This window comes from Stenotrophomonas sp. 3diitr2024 (genome assembly GCF_042136455.1).
GTDB classification, from domain to species: Bacteria; Pseudomonadota; Gammaproteobacteria; order Xanthomonadales; family Xanthomonadaceae; genus Stenotrophomonas; species Stenotrophomonas sepilia.
Map to the genome: position 1 here is coordinate 1 of NZ_JBHHMJ010000672.1, position 392 is coordinate 392.

Consider the following 392-nt stretch of genomic DNA (forward strand, 5'->3'; position numbering starts at 1 on the left):
ATGGCGTGGATGTACTGGAAATGCTGCGTCCACGGATGGTGCGGATCCATCGGTTTGCGGGGATGCCGTGGTAGATCCACGCCATGCGTGGATAGCGCGGTGCTGGGCGTCTCGCAGGTCCTGAAAAAAGCGCTTGACGCGGGCGAAGCCCGGATCGACCACGTAGCGGATGCGTGGCACCGTCAGCGAGGTCTCGGCCACGTTGGTGGCCAGCACGATGCGCCGGTTCGGCCCGGGGTTGAACACCCGGTCCTGGTCCTGGTTCAACCTGATCGGCGCCAGGCTTGATAGGGGCACACGCGGCTGACGGGGCCCGAAACGCGCCGACAACAGCTGATCGAGCAGACGCTCGCCGATGCCGTACCCCGCAGACGTCGCGCGATTGAACATCG

Annotated in this window: 1 protein-coding gene; it reads right to left on the bottom strand. The window is 65.3% G+C overall.

What is annotated here, in order from left to right:
- The coding region (locus ABGA94_RS17135) for a hypothetical protein (RefSeq protein ID WP_375367840.1) at positions 1–392 on the bottom strand (392 nt) is incomplete at both ends.